This window comes from Streptomyces kryoterrae (assembly GCF_054072135.1).
In genome coordinates, this window is sequence record NZ_CM133358.1 from 5,210,094 (window position 1) to 5,224,533 (window position 14,440).

The window sequence follows — 14,440 nt, forward strand, 5'->3', positions numbered from 1 at the left end:
CCCGGCAACCCCGGGGCCGGACCGACGGAGGAGTACACGTGACCGTGGAGAGCACTGCCGCGCGCAAACCGCGACGCAGCGCCGGAAGCAAGACCGGTACCACCCGCACCACTGCCCAGGGCACCCCCGCCCAGAGCGCCGACGCGCCGGCCGCCGACACACCGCCCACGGCCGCGAAGCGCGTCGCCGCCAAACGCGCCGCCACCAGGAAGCCGGCCGGGACGGGCGCCGATCCGGACCTCGTCCAGCTGCTGACCCCCGAGGGCAGGCGCGTCAAGAACGCCGACTACGACCCGTACGTCGCCGCCATCACCCCCGACGAACTGCGCGGCCTGTACCGGGACATGGTGCTGACCCGCCGCTTCGACGCCGAGGCCACCGCCCTCCAGCGCCAGGGCGAGCTGGGCCTGTGGGCCTCGCTGCTCGGCCAGGAGGCGGCCCAGATCGGCTCCGGCCGCGCCACCCGCCCCGACGACTACGTCTTCCCGACCTACCGGGAGCACGGTGTCGCCTGGTGCCGGGACATCGACCCGACGAACCTGCTCGGCATGTTCCGCGGGGTGAACCACGGCGGCTGGGACCCCAACAGCAACAACTTCCACCTCTACACGATCGTCATCGGCTCGCAGACCCTGCACGCCACCGGCTACGCGATGGGCGTGGCCAAGGACGGCGCGGACTCGGCCGTCATCGCGTACTTCGGGGACGGCGCCTCCAGCCAGGGCGATGTCGCGGAGTCCTTCACCTTCGCCTCGGTCTACAACGCCCCCGTGGTGTTCTTCTGCCAGAACAACCAGTGGGCCATCTCCGAGCCGACCGAACGCCAGACCCGCGTCCCGCTCTACCAGCGCGCGCAGGGCTACGGCTTCCCCGGCGTACGGGTGGACGGCAACGACGTGCTGGCCGTCCTCGCGGTGACGAGGTGGGCCCTGGAGCGGGCCCGCCGCGGCGAGGGCCCCACGCTGGTCGAGGCGTTCACGTACCGCATGGGCGACCACACCACCTCCGACGACGCGACCCGCTACCGCCACGACGACGAGCGGGTCGCCTGGGAGGCGAAGGACCCGATCGCGCGTCTGCGCGCGTACCTGGAGGCCTCAAACCACGCGGATGAGGGATTTTTCGCGGAACTGGAGGCCGAGAGCGAGTCGTTGGGCAGGCGAGTACGCGAAGTGGTCCGGGCCATGCCGGACCCGGACCCCTTCGCGCTGTTCGAGCACACCTATGCCGACGGGCACGCGCTCGTGGACGAGGAGCGGGCCGAGTTCGCCGCCTACCAGGCGTCGTTCACCGATGTGGAGGGGGCATGACCATGGCGGCGGAGACAGTGACTTCCAGGGCTGTGACTTCCACAAGCATGGCCCTGGCCAAGGCGATCAACGAATCGCTGCGCAAGGCCCTGGAGTCGGACCCCAAGGTCCTGATCATGGGTGAGGACGTCGGCAAGCTCGGCGGTGTCTTCCGGGTCACCGACGGTCTGCAGAAGGACTTCGGCGAGGACCGCGTCATCGACACCCCGCTCGCCGAGTCGGGCATCGTCGGCACGGCCATCGGTCTCGCCCTGCGCGGCTACCGCCCGGTGGTGGAGATCCAGTTCGACGGCTTCGTCTTCCCGGCGTACGACCAGATCGTCACCCAGCTCGCGAAGATGCACGCACGCGCGTTGGGCAAGATCAAGCTCCCGATCGTCATCCGCATCCCGTACGGCGGCGGCATCGGCGCGGTCGAGCACCACTCGGAGTCCCCGGAGGCGCTCTTCGCGCACGTGGCGGGCCTCAAGGTGGTGTCCCCGGCCAACGCGTCGGACGCGTACTGGATGATGCAGCAGGCCATCCAGAGCGACGACCCGGTGATCTTCTTCGAGCCGAAGCGGCGCTACTGGGACAAGGCCGAGGTCGATGCCGCGGCCATCCCGGGCCCGCTGCACAAGGCCAAGGTGGTCCGCGCGGGCACCGACCTCACCCTCGCCGCCTACGGCCCGATGGTGAAGCTGTGCCTGGAGGTCGCGGGCGCGGCGGCCGAGGAGGGCCGGTCCCTGGAGGTCCTCGACCTCCGCTCGGTCTCCCCGCTCGACTTCGACACCGTCCAGGCCTCGGTCGAGAAGACCCGCCACCTGGTCGTGGTGCACGAGGCACCGGTGTTCTTCGGCTCGGGCGCGGAGATCGCCGCCCGGATCACGGAGCGCTGTTTCTACCACCTGGAGGCCCCGGTGCTCAGGGTCGGCGGCTACCACGCCCCGTATCCGCCGGCGCGCCTCGAGGACGAGTACCTACCGAGCCTGGACCGGGTGCTCGACGCCGTCGACCGCTCGCTGGCGTACTGAGGAGAGGGACGTGACGACGATGACAGACGCGTCCGTTCGCGAGTTCAAGATGCCCGACGTGGGCGAGGGACTCACCGAGGCCGAGATCCTCAAGTGGTATGTCAAGCCGGGCGACACGGTCACCGACGGGCAGGTGGTGTGCGAGGTCGAGACCGCCAAGGCGGCCGTCGAACTGCCCATCCCGTACGACGGGGTGGTGCGCTCACTCCACTTCCCCGAGGGCACGACGGTCGACGTGGGCACGTCGATCATCGCGGTGGACGTGACCGGCGCGGCCGGCGCCGCGGTGGAGGCCCAGGCGCCGGTTGCCGCCGCGGCACCCGAGACCCCCGAGGAGGCGAAGCCGCCGGCCCGCCAGCCGGTCCTCGTGGGCTACGGCGTGTCCGTGTCCTCGACCAAGCGCCGCCCCCGCAGGGGTGCCGAGGTCCCGGCCCGGGAGGTCGCCGCGGCGGTCCAGCAGGAGCTGAACGGCCACGGCGGGCGGGCGGAGGCGAACGGCCACGGCGGCCACAGCGCCCTCACCGGCCTGGCAGGCCTGCCCGGTCAGGCCGTCCTGGCCCCGGTGGCCGGGCGTCCGCTCGCGAAGCCGCCGGTGCGCAAGCTCGCCAAGGATCTCGGCGTCGACCTGACGACGGTGACCCCGTCGGGCCCCGACGGCGTCATCACGCGCGAGGACGTGCACGCCGCGGTGGCCCCGGCCGCCCCCGAGCCGGTGCGCACGGCGCCGGCCGCCCCGGCGATCCCGGCACCGGCCGCCACGTACGACGGCACGCGGGAGACGCGCGTCCCGGTCAAGGGCGTACGGAAGGCGACCGCGGCGGCGATGGTCGGCTCGGCGTTCACGGCGCCGCATGTCACGGAGTTCGTGACGGTGGACGTGACGCGGACGCTGAAGCTGGTGGAGGAGCTCAAGGGGGCCCCCGACTCGTACGGGTTGACGGGTCTGCGGGTGAACCCGCTGCTCCTGATCGCCAAGGCGCTGCTGGTCGCGATCAAGCGCCATCCGGACATCAACGCGTCCTGGGACGAGGCGAACCAGGAGATCGTGCTCAAGCACTACGTCAACCTGGGCATCGCGGCGGCGACCCCGCGCGGCCTGATCGTCCCGAACATCAAGGACGCCCACGACAAGACGCTCCCGCAACTGGCGGAGGCGCTCGGCGAGTTGGTGTCCACGGCGCGGGAGGGCAGGACCTCGCCGGCGGCCATGCAGGGCGGCACGGTGACGATCACGAACGTCGGCGTCTTCGGCGTCGACACGGGCACGCCGATCCTGCCTCCCGGCGAGGCCGCGATCCTCGCGGTCGGCTCGATAAAGCTCAAGCCGTGGGTCCACAAGGGCAAGGTCAAGCCCCGCCAGGTGACCACCCTGGCCCTCTCCTTCGACCACCGCCTGGTGGACGGGGAGTTGGGCTCCAAGGTGCTGGCGGACGTGGCGGCGATCCTGGAGCAGCCGAAGAAGCTCATCACCTGGGCATAGAAACGGAGGGCCTGCCGCGCTCAGCGCGGCAGGCCCTCCGTCTTCTGCTACTGGATGTCAGCCCAGGCGCGCGAAGCCGTAGTTCATCAGCTTCTTCGCGTCCGCCGTGCGGTTGGCGACCGAGGTGGAGGCGAGGACCGTGCCGATGACCGTCTTGCCGTTGCGGGTCGCGGCGAAGACCAGGCAGTACTTGGCCTCCGGGCCGGAGCCGGTCTTGATGCCGATGGTGCCGGCGTAACCGGACAGCAGCGGCTTGTTGGTGTTCTCCCAGCTCATCCAGCGGGTGCCGCCGGTCTTGGTGGTGACCTTCTCCTTGAAGTTCTGCGTCTTCACTATCGCGCGGAAGGCGCCGTTCTTCATGGTGTTGCTGGCGAGCTTCGTCAGGTCGCGCGGCGTCGAGTAGTTCGCGCCGCTGCCGATGCCGTCGAAGCTGTCGAACTTGGTGTTCGTCATGCCGAGGCTCCGGGCCGTGGTGTTCATCTTGGCGATGAACGACTTCACCCGGGCGGCACGCGTCGTGCCGGTGCCGAACTTGTCCGCGAGCGCGTACGCGGCGTCGCAGCCCGACGGCAGCATCAGCCCGTAGAGCAGCTGGCGGACGGTGACCTTGTCGCCGACGATCAGGCCCGCCGAGGAGGCGGTGTTGGCGACGATGTAGTCGCTGTACGCCTTCTGGATCGTGACCTTGGTGTTGAGGTTCAGGTTCGCCGTGGCCAGCACGACCTTCGCCGTCATTATCTTCGTGGTGGAACCGGTGGAGAGCTTGGTGTCGGCGGCCTTGGTGTACAGGCTCGCGCCGTTGGCGTTGTTCATCAGATAGCCGCCCTTGGCGACGATCGTCGGAACGGCGGGCGCCGCGGGAGCTGCCTGAGCGGGCGCCGCGGTGAGCGCTCCGGTCGCGAGCACGGCGCCGGTGGTGACCACCACGGCTACGGCTCTACGAAAACGGATGCCCTGGATGCCGGTTATCAACTTCAATACCCCGATTACGTCTGGATCGTCCGAATGTCCCTGGAGAGCGGCCGAGTTGGCCGCATAGGCGGAACGCCGCTCTCGTGTGACTCGTAACTAGCACAGTAGGTTGTGCGCGTGCTGAGGCGGGTTCCCCGTTTTTCCCTTTCCGAGAGACGTCGTACAACTGTGCGTGGTTCCCGCGTCCCTTCCGGAAGTTGAACTGTTGTCCGCGCGACGACGTCACGCCCCGAACGGGATCGGTCCGGGTGATCGGTCCATATGGCGGACGGCCGCCCTCATGCGTACGTGATGTATCTATGCTGTGGGCATGACCAGCCTGTCCGTGCAGCACGTGAAGCAACCTCCCGCCGCCGAACGCGTCTACGCCCACGTCAAAGAGGGCGTCCTGGACCGCCGTTACGAGGGCGGGACCCTGCTCACCGAAGGTGAACTGGCCGAGGCCGCCGGGGTGTCCCGCACGCCGGTGCGCGAGGCGCTGCTGCGCCTGGAGGCCGAGGGGCTGATCAAGCTCTACCCGAAGAAGGGCGCGCTCGTCCTGCCCGTCTCCGCGCAGGAGATCGCGGACGTCGTCGAGACCCGGCAGCTGGTCGAGGAGCACACCGTCCGCAAGGCGGTCCCCGCCTCGCCGCAGCTCATCGCCCGGCTCACCGAACTGCTCGAACGGCAGCGCGAGCAGGCCGCCGCCGGTGACCTCGCGGGCGCGGCCGTGACCGACCGCTGCTTCCACGCCGAGATCGTCCGCAGCGGAGGCAACGAGATCCTCTCCCGGCTGTACGACCAACTGCGCGACCGGCAGCTGAGGATGGGCGTCGCCGTGATGCACGCCCACCCCGACCGCATCACCAAGACGCTCGTCGAGCACCAGGAGATCCTCGACGCGCTGCGCTCGGGCGACCCGGAGGCGGCGGTCGCGATCGTGCACCGGCACGTCAGCTGGTTCTCCAACCTGGCCCGGGGCGAGGTCCGATGAGCCCCAGGCCCATCGCAGGCGCCGGTTCCGGTTCGCTGCCCGGCGATCCTCCCGGCGGGCGCCGCGCCGTCCTTGTCTGGTCCGTCGGCGTCTCGGTCTACTTCGTCGCCGTCATCTTCCGTACGTCCCTGGGGGTGGCGGGGCTCGACGCCGCCGACCGGTTCCATGTCAACGCGTCCGCACTGTCCACCTTCTCGATCCTCCAGCTCCTCGTCTACGCGGGCATGCAGATACCGGTCGGTCTGCTCGTCGACCGGCTCGGCACCAAGAAGGTGCTGGCCATCGGGGCGGTGCTGTTCACGGCCGGCCAACTGGGCTTCGCGTTCTCCCCCTCGTACGGCACGGCCCTCGCCTCCCGCGCGCTGCTCGGGTGCGGTGACGCGATGACGTTCATCAGCGTGCTGCGGCTGGGGTCCCGGTGGTTCCCGGCGCGGCGCGGACCGATGATCGCGCAGCTCGCGGGGCTGGCCGGGATGGCGGGCAACCTCGTCTCGACGCTCGTCCTGGCCCGGCTGCTGCACGGCGTCGGGTGGACGGCGGCCTTCGCGGGCAGCGCGGTCGCGGGAGTCGTCGTCCTGGTGCTGATGCTCGTGTTCCTCAGGGATCACCCGGAGGGGCACGAGCCGGAGCCGTTCCCGCACCAGGGAGCGGCCTACGTGCGCCGGCAGATCGCCGCCTCGTGGCGCGAGCCCGGGACGCGGCTCGGCCTGTGGGTGCACTTCACCACCCAGTTCCCGGCGATGGTCTTCCTGCTGTTGTGGGGCCTGCCGTTCCTCGTCGAGGCACAGGGGCTGACGCGGGCGACGGCGGGCGAGCTGCTCACCCTGGTCGTGCTGTCGAACATAGTGATCGGCCTGGTGTACGGGCAGATCGTCGCCCGGCACCACAGGGCGCGGCTGCCGCTGGCGCTGGGCACGGTGGGCGCGACGGCGGTGATGTGGGCGGTGACGCTCGCCTACCCGGCGGTGGCCGGCGCCGACCACGCCCCGATGTGGCTGCTGGTGACGCTGTGCACGGTGCTGGGTTCCTGCGGGCCCGCCTCGATGCTCGGCTTCGATTTCGCCCGGCCCGCGAATCCGCCCGAGCGTCAGGGGACGGCTTCGGGGATCACCAACATGGGTGGTTTCGTCGCCTCGATGACGACGCTTTTCGCGGTCGGTGTGCTGCTGGACGCGACCGGGGACAGCTATACCGTGGCGTTCTCGTTCGTGTTCCTGCTGCAGGGGGTCGGCGTCAGCCAGATTCTGCGGTTGCGGAAGCGGGCCGCTCTGCGGGAGTCGGAGCGGTTGGTTGCCAGCAGGGTTTCTACGGTGCACGTTCCCGTGTGAGCGCCGGTTCACAGGGGGGGCCGGTGTTGGTGTGGGCGTCTCTGGGGGCTGCCGCCCCCAGGCCCCCGCTTCGGCCCTGAAGGGGCCTCGTCCTCAATCGCCGGACGGGCTGATCATGCTGGCCGGCGCTGGAAAGCCAACCCTCAGGGCGTCACCGCGAAGTGGCGCAGGATCGCTGCGGTCAGGCCCGGGTCGCCCTCCGTCTTGATGCGGTCGGCGACCGCTTCCGGGGTCACCCGGCCGCAGGCCAGGCGGACGTAGGTCTCCCAGTCGAGGGCGAAGCTGGCGGCGGGGCCGAGGGCCGGGGAGGTTTCCAGGGTGCCGCGGCCGTTGATGTCGACGCGGATCGTGCGCAGGAACTCGATGGGGCCGTGCACGTCGAAGACGATCGCCGAACTGCGCGGTGCCCCCGCGTCCTTGGCGACGACCTTCGGCAGCGCGTCGAGGAGTACGTCCCGCGTGATGTGCGCGCCGGGCGAGTCGAGGTTGCCGGGCCGGCCGAGGGCCGTACGCAGGTCCTGCTCGTGCACCCACACGTCGAACGCCCGGTTGCGCATGAGGTCCACGAGGGCGGTCTCCCGGCCGTAGAGGCCGCGGATCATCGTCCCCGGTTCCCGTGACTCGTTGCGCAGCTGGCGGTTGCGGCGGATGACCGTGTACTCCAGCTCGGACGTCATCTCGGGGGCCGTGTGGTGCCGCCGTACGTCGACCTGCATCTCCATGTACCGCTGGTGCTCGTTGGTGACGTGGTAGAGGTCGCGCGGGAGCGTGTGGATGGGGCGCGGGTCGCCCAGCATCTCGCACTCCAGGCCGATGACGTGGGAGACCAGGTCACGGACCGACCAGCCCGGGCACGGGGTCCGGCGGTTCCACTCGCCCTCCGCGAGCGGTGACACCAGCTCGGATATCGCGTCGATGGAGTGGGTCCAGGCGTCGGCGTAGGGCTGGAGAGTGGGATGCAGACTCACGGAACGGGACCCCTCGGGCGGTCGGTACGCGGGCAGTGGTGACGGCGGATGACGTGACGGTGGGTGTCGACGGCGTTGTCGGCGGGGCGAAGGCTCGGACGGGATAGCTGTCAGCGGGCGTCTTGGAACGTTAAGTTACGCTGCTGTGCGGCACCCCGGCAGTGCTTTCGTGTGACGATCGTAGGCCCGTGTGAACGGCTCGAATGTCAGGACGGTGGTAGTGTGCGCGCTTCGCTCATCCAGATCGGTGTAGAAGAGGGCGAATCGGTCGAATCGCGCAGACGGCGCGTGGCCTCGCTGGTACGGGACGAGGCCGGAGCCGATCTCGTCGTACTGCCCGAGCTGTGGACGACCGGGGCTTTCGCGTACGAGCGGTTCGCCACCGAGGCCGAGGCGCTGGACGGTCCGACGTACGAGGCGATGGCGAAGGCGGCGAGCGACGCGGGCGTGTGGCTGCACGCCGGGTCGATCCCGGAACGGGACCCCGAGGGTCCTCTGTACAACACCTCCCTCGTCTTCTCCCCCGCCGGTGACCTGGCCGCCGCCTACCGCAAGATTCATCGCTTCGGCTTCGACAAGGGCGAGGCCGTGCTGATGGGCGCGGGCGCGGAACTGGTGACCGTCTCTCTGCCCGGGACGACGGTTGGTCTCGCCACCTGCTACGACCTCCGTTTCCCCGAGCTGTTCCGTGGTCTTGTCGACGCGGGTGCCGAGACGATCGTCGTCTCGGCGGGCTGGCCGGAGCGGCGGCGCGCCCACTGGACGCTGCTGGCTCAGGCGCGGGCGGTCGAGAACCAGGCGTACGTCCTCGCTTGTGGAACGGCTGGTACGCACGCGGGAGTTCCGCAGGCGGGGCACTCGATCGTGGTCGATCCGTGGGGTGAGGTGCTGGCGGAGGCGGGCGGGGGCGAGGAGGTCCTGCGGGTCGAGTTCGATCCCGCGAAGGTGGGGGAGACCCGGGAACAGTTCCCGGCGCTGAAGGACCGGGTGCTGGGGGTGGCGGTTCCGCGCCGCGGCTGACGCGACGTGGGGCCTGCAGGTGGGGTGTTTCGCCCCCGCCGCCCCTACCCGTCCCGTCCCTGGGGGCTGCCACCCCCAGACCCCCGCTTCGGCCCTGAACGGGCCTCGTCCTCAAGCGCCGGACGGGCTGGGATGCCGGGCCTGGACTGAAGCGACCCCGCCTCAGTCCTCCGTCCGCTCCTTCTCCGCCAGGTGGATCACGCAGACCGCCACCGCGATCAGGAGTGCCGGATCCGCGTCGTCCCGTACGACATCCACCCCGTATGTCTCCCGGACGTGCAGCCAGCGGCGGGAGATCTGGGCGAGGAGTTCACCGTCGTAGTCGACCGCGAACTCCCGGTCGAGGATCTTTCCGCTGACGTCCAGTTCCGTGCCGTCCACCAACGACACCCGGTAGTGGTTGCGCAGCAACGACAGGCGTTTGCGTCTGATCGTCGCCAACGGGTCGCCGTCCCGTTCGATCACCATCGTGTCCCGCAGGGCGAGCATCTTCTTGTGGATGTCGATCAGGACCTGCCCCTGCGTGTCCTTCAGCTCGAAGGTGTCCCGCAGTCGCATCGCCTTGCCGTCGACCAGGTAGACCTTGTTGCCGTGCTGGTCCTCGATCCAGTAGTCGTCGCCGAAGCCGAGCAGCCGGTCGCGTACGAGGAATCTCATGTACTCACCGTTTCCCCGCCATCCGTCCCAAAACGCCATTTGTAGGCCGACAGGCCGAAGTCTGCCATCACCAGGGCGGCTGCCCGCCTGGGGGATGACAATGACGCAGGGATGAAGCCGAAGCGACGGCGTCGTCCCACCCGTGGTGCGCGGTCGGGTTCCTGTCCGGGGAACGACTGCGCCAGGACGGTGCCGGTCCTCGCTCCCGTGGCCGCCACCGAAACGCCGTCGGTACGCCGACGGGCCGAGGCCGGTCTCGGGGCGGAGCCGGGAGCGGAGGTTGGGCGTTGTTGCGAGGCCACCGCGCGCCGCGACCACGTCGAGGCGTTCCTCCCCGCGTTCGATGAGCCGGCGGGCGAGGGTCACCCGCTCCGCGGTCAGCCAGGCCGGCGGTGTCGTGCCGAGCCGGGCCTGGAAGCGGCGGTGGAGCGTGGCGGGTGAGACCGCCGCCCGGGCTGCCGGACCGGCGACCGTCAGCGGTTCGGGCAGCCGTTCCTGTGCCCAGGCCAGCAGCGGACCCAGCGACCCGTCCGGCGTCGCGGGCACCGGCCGCTCCACGAAGACCACGACGTACGGGTCGCCAAGGTCGAGGGCGACCACGTCTGGCAGGTGCACGAGGGCGCCGACGAGTTCTTCCTGGTCCTGGACGGTGAACCGCACATCGCTCTGCGGGAGTCGGCCGGTGAGCGCACGGTGGTCCTCGCCAAGGGCTCGGCCTGCACGGTCCCCCGCGGCACGGAGCACAAGCCCTGTGCCCCGGTCCGCGCCGAGATCCTCGTCATCGAACCCACCGGCACCCTGGGCGTGGGTGACCGGCACGACGACGTGCCCGGCCATGTGGACGTCACGACGGGGCACGCCCTGTTGTAGGAGCGGGAGTCGCGGGCGACCGCTTGGACTCAGCCGTGGTACCGGTCGTCGTCGATCACGGTCGTCGAGGGCGGTATCACTACCCGCCTGCGCCGGGCCACGCTGCGGAAGGCCAGGGCACCGATCACTCCGACGATCATCAGGATGACGCCGACCAGATCGAGGTTGACACCCTGCATCTCCCAGTCGGTGGCGAAGGTGAGGATGGCTCCCACGGCGATCAGGATGATGCATCCGCCGAGGCTCATGAGTGTTGCCTCCCTGTCGGGTCCGGTCGCGCCGGAGGTTCCGGTTGTTCCGGAGTTTCCGGGTGCCCGGACCTGGGACAGGTATGCGTGGTTGCCCAACTGCACTGTCCGACTAGCCTTCCAGGAACGCCACGAGCGCGTTGGCGAGCAGATGCGGGTCGTCGGCGCCGCACAACTCCCGGGCGCTGTGCATCGACAGGATCGCCACCCCGATGTCGACCGTCTTGATGCCGTGCCGCGCGGCGGTGATCGGGCCGATCGTCGTGCCGCAGGGCATGGAGTTGTTGGACACGAAGTTCTGGAACGGAACGCCGGCCTTGTCACAGGCCGCCGACCAGACCGCGCGGCCCGAACCGTCCGTGGCGTAGCGGTTGTTGACGTTGACCTTGAGGATCGGGCCGCCGTTGACGCGCGGGTGGTGCGTCGGGTCGTGCCGCTCCGCGTAGTTGGGGTGCACGGCGTGGCCCGTGTCGGAGGAGAGACAGACGGTGCCCGCGAACGCCCTTGCCCGGTCCTCGTACGACCCTCCGCGCGCGAACACCGAACGCTCCAGCACGCTGCCGAGCAGCGGGCCGTCCGCGCCCGTGTCGCTCTGCGAGCCGTTCTCCTCGTGGTCGAAGGCCGCGAGGACCGGGATGTACGGGAGCTCGTCGGAGCTTGCGGACACGGCAGCCAGGGCCGCCGTGGCGGCGTGCACGGACAGCAGGTTGTCCATGCGCGGGCCCGCGACCAGTTCGCGGTCGCGGCCCAGGTACGCGGGCGGTTCGACGGAGTGGACCATCAGGTCCCAGCCGGTGACCTCGCCCGGCGCGAGCTCGGACTCCTGTTCGAGGAAGGTGATCAGGTCGCCCTCGCGGACGTCGTCCGACATGCCCCAGATCGGCTGCAGATGGCGCTGCTTGTCGAGCTTCAGCCCGTCGGTGTTCACGGCCCGGTCGAGGTGGATGGCGAGCTGGGGGACTCGCATGAGGGGCCGGTCGATGTTCACCAGACGCGACGTGCCGTCCCGGAGGGTGAGCCGGCCGGCCAGGCCGAGGTCGCGGTCGAGCCAGGAGTTGAGCAGCGGTCCGCCGTAGATCTCCACGGCGACCTGACGCCAGCCGTGTCCTCCGAGGTCCGGCACCGGCTTGACGCGCAGGTTGGGGGAGTCGGTGTGGGCGCCGACGATCCGGAAGGGGGTGTGCGGCGCGGCGCCCTCGGGGACGTACCAGGCCACGATCGCGCCGCCGCGCAGCACGTACTTGCCGCCGCTCCCCGCCGCGGATGTCGCCGATGTCTCCGCGTCCCAGGCGTCCGTCTCGGCGACCTGACGGAAGCCGGCCTTCTCCAGCCGCTCGGCGGTGTTCGCCACGGCGTGGTACGGCGACGGACTCGCCGCCAGGAAGGACATCAAGTCGTCGGTGTGGCCGCGGTCGAAGCGGTGGGGTGCGCTCATGGGGTTCACCTTAACGACGTAATAGCGCCCGCTTCCTGGGATGGTGAGCGGGCTCTCGTAACGGGGATGTGAAGGCCGGACAACTGGCCCGTGAGTCAGTTTCCGGACTGCGGACGGACCGTGGGGATGTGTCCTGGTTCAGCAGGACGGCGGCCCGCCCCCGGAGTGGATCCGGGTGCGGGCCGCCGTGCCTGGCCTGCCGTACGTGTCCGTCCGGCTCAGAAAGCCGCCTCGTCCAGCTCCATCAGGTCGAGGTCCACGCCCGCCGCGAGCTTGCGGGCGCCGGTGACGCCGGGGAGGACGTTGGCCGCGAAGAACTTCGCCGCCGCGATCTTGCCCGTGTAGAACGGGATGTCCTTCGCCGAAGCCGTCCGAAGCTTCTCGGCGGCCACCGCGGCGCCCTTGAGGAGCAGGTAGCCGACGACGACGTCGCCCGAAGCCATCAGCAGGCGGGTGGTGTTGAGGCCCACCTTGTAGATGTTCTTGACGTCCTGCTCGGTCGCCGCGAGGTCCGTCAGCATCAGGCCGACGATCGCCTCCAGCTCGACGGCCGCCTTGGCGAGCTGCTCGCGCGCCACCGCCAGGTCCTCGCCGCCCGTGCCCGGCGCGAGGAACTTCTTGATGTCCTCGGCAAGGGAGTTGAGGGCCGCGCCCTGGTTGCGGACGATCTTCCGGAAGAAGAAGTCCTGGCCCTGGATCGCGGTCGTGCCCTCGTACAGGGTGTCGATCTTGGCGTCGCGGATGTACTGCTCGATCGGGTACTCCTGGAGGAACCCGGAGCCGCCGAAGGTCTGGAGCGACTGGGCGAGCTGCTCGTAGCCCTTCTCGGAGCCGTAGCCCTTCACGATCGGGAGCAGCAGGTCGTTCATGGCCTCCAGGGCGGCGGTGTCCTCGCCGGCCGCCTCCTTGACCTGGATGTCGTCCTGCACGGCGGCGGTGTGCAGCACCAGCGCGCGCATGCCCTCGGCGTACGCCTTCTGCGTGATCAGCGAGCGGCGGACGTCCGGGTGGTGCGTGACGGTGACCTTGGGTGCCGTCTTGTCCATGAAGTTGGCGAGATCCGGACCCTGGACGCGCTCCTTGGCGTACTCCAGGGCGTTGAGGTAGCCGGTCGACAGCGTCGAGATGGCCTTCGTGCCGACCATCATCCGGGCGAACTCGATGATCCGGAACATCTGGCGGATGCCGTCGTGCTTGTCACCGATCAGCCAGCCCTTGGCCGGGTGCCGGTCGCCGAAGGTCATCTCGCAGGTGTTGGAGGCCTTGAGGCCCATCTTGTGCTCGACGTTCGTCGCGTACACGCCGTTGCGCTCGCCCAGCTCGCCGGTCTCGAAGTCGAAGAGGAACTTCGGTACGAGGAAGAGGGACAGGCCCTTGGTGCCGGGGCCGTGGCCCTCCGGCCGCGCGAGGACGTAGTGGAGGATGTTCTCCTCCATGTCGTGCTCACCGGAGGTGATGAACCGCTTCACGCCCTCGATGTGCCAGGAGCCGTCCTCCTGCTGAACCGCCTTGGTCCGGCCGGCGCCCACGTCCGAGCCGGCGTCCGGCTCGGTGAGGACCATCGTCGAGCCCCAGGTCTTGTCGACCGCGATCTGGGCGATCCTCTTCTGTACGTCGTTGCCCTCGTCGAAGAGGATGCCGGCGAACGCCGGGCCGGAGGCGTACATCCACACGGCCGGGTTCGAGCCGAGCAGCAGCTCCGCGTACGCCCAGATCAGGGAGCGGGGGGCGGTGGTGCCGCCGATCTCCTCGGGCAGGCCGAGGCGCCAGTACTCCGACTCCATGAAGGCCTTGTAGCTCTTCTTGAAGGACGCCGGTACGGGCGCGGTGTTCGTCGCGGGGTCGAAGACCGGCGGGGTGCGGTCGCCGTCCGTGAAGGACTCCGCCAGCTCGTTCTCCGCGAGGCGCGTCATCTCCCCGAGGATGCTCTTGGCGGTGTCCGTGTCCATCTCCGCGAACGGACCCGTGCCGTACAGCTTGTCGCGCCCGAGGACCTCGAAGAGGTTGAACTCGATGTCGCGGAGGTTCGACTTGTAGTGCCCCATGGCGACTGCTCCGTAGAGAGAGATCGGCGAGGCACTGGCTCCTCGCGCCTAATTCGTACCGACTGGTAGCTAGCTTCCCACGATGATGCTACCCGTCGGTAATAAGACGCAACCCCAGCCG

Annotated in this window: 12 protein-coding genes and 2 pseudogenes; 7 read left to right on the forward strand and 7 right to left on the reverse strand. The window is 69.7% G+C overall.

The window, feature by feature from the left end; translation table 11 throughout:
• Positions 1–38 precede the first annotated feature (38 nt).
• From pdhA to ACW4TU_RS22745, 3 genes are read left to right on the forward strand one after another with little or no spacing between them, the layout of a single operon-like run.
• Positions 39–1,310 (forward strand): pyruvate dehydrogenase (acetyl-transferring) E1 component subunit alpha, encoded by a 1,272-nt coding sequence (gene pdhA, locus ACW4TU_RS22735; RefSeq protein ID WP_457416317.1) that lies wholly within the window; start codon positions 39–41, stop codon positions 1,308–1,310.
• A gap of 47 nt (positions 1,311–1,357) precedes the next feature.
• Positions 1,358–2,323 (forward strand): alpha-ketoacid dehydrogenase subunit beta, encoded by a 966-nt coding sequence (locus tag ACW4TU_RS22740; RefSeq protein ID WP_457430247.1) that lies wholly within the window; start codon positions 1,358–1,360, stop codon positions 2,321–2,323.
• 10 nt (positions 2,324–2,333) lie between these two features.
• The gene (locus ACW4TU_RS22745) at positions 2,334–3,803 is read left to right on the forward strand and encodes a dihydrolipoamide acetyltransferase family protein (RefSeq protein WP_457416320.1); all 1,470 of its coding nucleotides are present in this window, start codon (positions 2,334–2,336) and stop codon (positions 3,801–3,803) included.
• 57 nt (positions 3,804–3,860) lie between these two features.
• Here the strand turns inward: ACW4TU_RS22745 and ACW4TU_RS22750 are convergent, their stop codons facing one another.
• Positions 3,861–4,775 carry a D-alanyl-D-alanine carboxypeptidase family protein gene (locus ACW4TU_RS22750; RefSeq protein ID WP_457430249.1) on the reverse strand — a complete coding sequence of 305 codons (915 nt, stop codon included), beginning with the start codon at positions 4,773–4,775 and terminating at the stop codon, positions 3,861–3,863.
• 310 nt (positions 4,776–5,085) lie between these two features.
• Between ACW4TU_RS22750 and ACW4TU_RS22755 the strand changes: the two genes are divergently transcribed.
• Entirely contained in the window at positions 5,086–5,748 is a 663-nt protein-coding gene (locus ACW4TU_RS22755) for a GntR family transcriptional regulator (protein WP_457416323.1), read from the forward strand.
• Positions 5,745–7,076, forward strand: coding sequence for an MFS transporter (locus tag ACW4TU_RS22760; protein ID WP_457416326.1), 1,332 nt, complete (start codon positions 5,745–5,747; stop codon positions 7,074–7,076). The genes ACW4TU_RS22755 and ACW4TU_RS22760 overlap by 4 nt, the downstream gene beginning before the upstream one ends.
• Positions 7,077–7,219: 143 nt before the next feature.
• On the opposite strand, the gene ACW4TU_RS22765 is transcribed toward ACW4TU_RS22760, so the two are convergent.
• A complete protein-coding gene (locus ACW4TU_RS22765; protein WP_457416329.1) occupies positions 7,220–8,044 on the reverse strand; it encodes a maleylpyruvate isomerase family mycothiol-dependent enzyme in 825 nt (274 codons plus the stop codon).
• 222 nt (positions 8,045–8,266) lie between these two features.
• On the opposite strand from ACW4TU_RS22765, the gene ACW4TU_RS22770 reads away from it, so the two are divergent.
• Entirely contained in the window at positions 8,267–9,064 is a 798-nt protein-coding gene (locus tag ACW4TU_RS22770) for a carbon-nitrogen family hydrolase (RefSeq protein ID WP_457416332.1), read from the forward strand.
• A 162-nt stretch (positions 9,065–9,226) separates the two neighbouring features.
• Here ACW4TU_RS22770 and ACW4TU_RS22775 read toward each other — a convergent pair whose 3' ends face one another.
• Both ACW4TU_RS22775 and ACW4TU_RS22780 read right to left on the reverse strand, forming a co-directional pair.
• Positions 9,227–9,721 (reverse strand): LURP-one-related/scramblase family protein, encoded by a 495-nt coding sequence (locus ACW4TU_RS22775; protein ID WP_457430250.1) that lies wholly within the window; start codon positions 9,719–9,721, stop codon positions 9,227–9,229.
• 282 nt (positions 9,722–10,003) lie between these two features.
• Positions 10,004–10,381, reverse strand: a pseudogene (locus ACW4TU_RS22780) (helix-turn-helix domain-containing protein); the annotation flags it as partial.
• Between ACW4TU_RS22780 and ACW4TU_RS22785 the strand changes: the two are divergent.
• A pseudogene (locus tag ACW4TU_RS22785) lies at positions 10,283–10,591 on the forward strand (cupin domain-containing protein); the annotation flags it as partial. The pseudogenes ACW4TU_RS22780 and ACW4TU_RS22785 overlap by 99 nt on opposite strands.
• A gap of 29 nt (positions 10,592–10,620) precedes the next feature.
• On the opposite strand, the gene ACW4TU_RS22790 reads toward ACW4TU_RS22785, so the two are convergent.
• The 3 genes from ACW4TU_RS22790 to ACW4TU_RS22800 form a co-directional block, all read right to left on the reverse strand.
• Positions 10,621–10,839, reverse strand: coding sequence for a DUF6458 family protein (locus tag ACW4TU_RS22790; RefSeq protein WP_457416335.1), 219 nt, complete (start codon positions 10,837–10,839; stop codon positions 10,621–10,623).
• A 112-nt stretch (positions 10,840–10,951) separates the two neighbouring features.
• Complete coding sequence (locus tag ACW4TU_RS22795; RefSeq protein WP_457416338.1) at positions 10,952–12,274, reverse strand: M18 family aminopeptidase; 1,323 nt, start codon at positions 12,272–12,274, stop codon at positions 10,952–10,954.
• A gap of 218 nt (positions 12,275–12,492) precedes the next feature.
• Positions 12,493–14,319: an acyl-CoA dehydrogenase gene (locus ACW4TU_RS22800; protein WP_457416341.1), complete on the reverse strand. Its 1,827-nt coding sequence runs from the start codon at positions 14,317–14,319 to the stop codon at positions 12,493–12,495.
• Positions 14,320–14,440 lie beyond the last annotated feature (121 nt).

Bases quoted from the DNA above. Each gene is read 5' to 3' on its own strand.
- ACW4TU_RS22740 (WP_457430247.1), top strand. From the start codon at position 1,358: ATGGCCCTGGCCAAGGCGATCAACGAATCGCTGCGCAAGGCCCTGGAG.
- ACW4TU_RS22755 (WP_457416323.1), top strand. From the start codon at position 5,086: ATGACCAGCCTGTCCGTGCAGCACGTGAAGCAACCTCCCGCCGCCGAA.
- ACW4TU_RS22760 (WP_457416326.1), top strand. From the start codon at position 5,745: ATGAGCCCCAGGCCCATCGCAGGCGCCGGTTCCGGTTCGCTGCCCGGC.
- ACW4TU_RS22775 (WP_457430250.1), bottom strand. From the start codon at position 9,721: ATGAGATTCCTCGTACGCGACCGGCTGCTCGGCTTCGGCGACGACTAC.
- ACW4TU_RS22790 (WP_457416335.1), bottom strand. From the start codon at position 10,839: ATGAGCCTCGGCGGATGCATCATCCTGATCGCCGTGGGAGCCATCCTC.
- ACW4TU_RS22795 (WP_457416338.1), bottom strand. From the start codon at position 12,274: ATGAGCGCACCCCACCGCTTCGACCGCGGCCACACCGACGACTTGATG.
- ACW4TU_RS22800 (WP_457416341.1), bottom strand. From the start codon at position 14,319: ATGGGGCACTACAAGTCGAACCTCCGCGACATCGAGTTCAACCTCTTC.